The sequence below is a fragment of the Microbispora sp. NPDC049633 genome (assembly GCF_040675265.1).
Taxonomy (GTDB): domain Bacteria; phylum Actinomycetota; class Actinomycetes; order Streptosporangiales; family Streptosporangiaceae; genus Microbispora; species Microbispora maris.
This window is the reverse complement of record NZ_JBFAOO010000417.1, coordinates 1-1,477: the sequence shown is the minus strand read 5'-3', so window position 1 is coordinate 1,477 and position 1,477 is coordinate 1. Positions and strand designations below refer to the sequence as shown.

Below are 1,477 nucleotides of genomic sequence, written 5' to 3'. Positions count from 1 at the left end.
AGCACCGGCGGCCTGACCGACCTCAAGCTGCTGGGCCCGGCCTGCCAGTTCCACAACCGCGACCGCTACCAGCACCCCGACCGCTACACCCGCCGAAGGGCCGGCGAAGACCGCTGGGCCTTCACCTATCACCGCGTGGCGAGAGCCCGGAGGCCATGGGGATGACAGCCCGAATCATCCGTGACCCCGTGGCGGTGCGGTGGGCTGTCAGAGGGAGATCCACTCGGTGGCGACGGTGACCTCGTCCAGCAGCGACGCGATCGGCTCGACCCCGATGCCCGGACCGGTGGGCACGGTCAGATGACCGTCTTCGAGCTCGAAGGGCGGTGTGATGTCGGTGCTGTAGTAGCGGCGGGAGCCGGAGGTGTCGCCGGGCAGGGTGAAACCTGGCAGCGCGGCCAGGGCGACGTTCGCGGCGCGGCCAATGCCTGTCTCCAGCATGCCGCCGCACCAGACGGCGACGCCGTGGGCGCGGCACAGGTCGTGGATGCGCCGGGCCTCGAGGTAACCGCCGACCCGGCCGGGCTTGATGTTGACGACCGAGCAGGCGCCGAGGGAGATGGCCGCCGCCGCGTGCTCGGCGGACTCGATCGACTCGTCGAGGCAGATCGGCGTGCGGATCGACCGGGCGAGCCGGGCGTGCTGGACCATGTCGTCGTCGGCCAGCGGCTGCTCGACGAGCAGCAGGCCGAACTCGTCCAGGCGCGCCAGGTGCGGGGCGTCGGCAAGGGTGTAGGCGGCGTTCGCGTCGACCTGCAGCGGCAGTTCTGGGCCGAATCGCTCGCGCACGGCGCGTACGGGCTCCAGATCCCAGCCGGGCTGGATCTTGAGCTTGATACGGACATAGCCCTCGTCCAGATAGCCGGCGACGGCGTCGAGCAGTTCGGCGACGGAGTTCATGATGCCGACCGAGACCCCAGCCGGCACCCGGGTTCCGGTGGCTCCGAGGAAGGCCGCGAGGGACTGACCGGTGGCACGCAGGTGGGCGTCCAGCACGGCCGTCTCCAGTGCCGCCTTGGCCATGCGGTGCCCCTTGATCGGGCGCAGCGCCTCGTTGACGGCGTACGGGCCGGGGCGCGAGGGCAGCGCTGGGATCAGGAAACGGCGCAGCACGTCGGCCGCGCCCTCGGCGTACTCGGAGGAGTACAGCGGCTGGGACATCGCCACGCACTCGCCCCAGCCCTCGGCGTCGGGGGTGACGACCCGCAGCAGCAGCACGTCACGCCGCGTCTCGGTGCCGAACGACGTGCGGAACGGCGCCACCAGCGGCATCGCGATCCGCCGCAGTTCGATACCAGTGATCTTCATGCCCGTGGTTCCCCTACCCGTGGTCTTCATGTCAGTTGTTCGCGGAACGCGCTTCGGCGTACGACATAGCAGGTCTTGTCGTGAAACCCTGTGACCCGCGCGCCGTCGCGCAGCAGGTCGCCGAGCACTTCGCGCAGGGCCAGCCGCCAGGCGCGGGCCGCGGCCGGAT

The 1,477-nt window shown here is 70.8% G+C and carries 1 protein-coding gene; it reads right to left on the bottom strand.

Annotation, left to right across the window (positions count from 1 at the left end):
• Window positions 1-207: 207 nt before the first annotated feature.
• Entirely contained in the window at window positions 208-1,308 is a 1,101-nt protein-coding gene (gene menC / locus AB0J39_RS39535) for an o-succinylbenzoate synthase (RefSeq protein ID WP_363474341.1), read from the bottom strand.
• Between the last annotated feature and the right edge of the window lie 169 nt (window positions 1,309-1,477).